Consider the following 301-nt stretch of genomic DNA (forward strand, 5'->3'; position numbering starts at 1 on the left):
GCTCATGGCGCACCCGGACTTCAGCCTGAAGAACCCGAACCGCGCGCGCAGCGTCATCTTCAGCTTCTGCAGCGCCAACCCCGGCGCCTTCCACCGCGCCGACGGCGCCGGCTACGCCTTCTGGGCCTGTCTCTTATACACATCTCCGAGCCCACGAGACCGTACAGGAAATCGCGTATGCCGTCTTCTGCTTGAAACAGGGGGGGGGGGGGGGGGGGGGGGGGGGGGGGGGGGGGGGGGGGGGGGGGGGGGGGGGGGGGGGGGGGGGGGGGGGGGGGGGGGGGGGGGGGGGGGGGGGGGG

At 75.7% G+C, this 301-nt stretch carries 1 protein-coding gene; it reads left to right on the forward strand.

Features of this window, described 5'->3' with window-relative positions:
* A partial coding sequence (locus JHD63_RS24475; RefSeq protein WP_233168574.1) for an aminopeptidase N C-terminal domain-containing protein occupies positions 1 to 301 on the forward strand: 301 nt, incomplete at both ends.

This window comes from Xylophilus sp. ASV27, from assembly GCF_016428875.1.
In the GTDB taxonomy this organism is placed as follows: domain Bacteria; phylum Pseudomonadota; class Gammaproteobacteria; order Burkholderiales; family Burkholderiaceae_C; genus Xylophilus.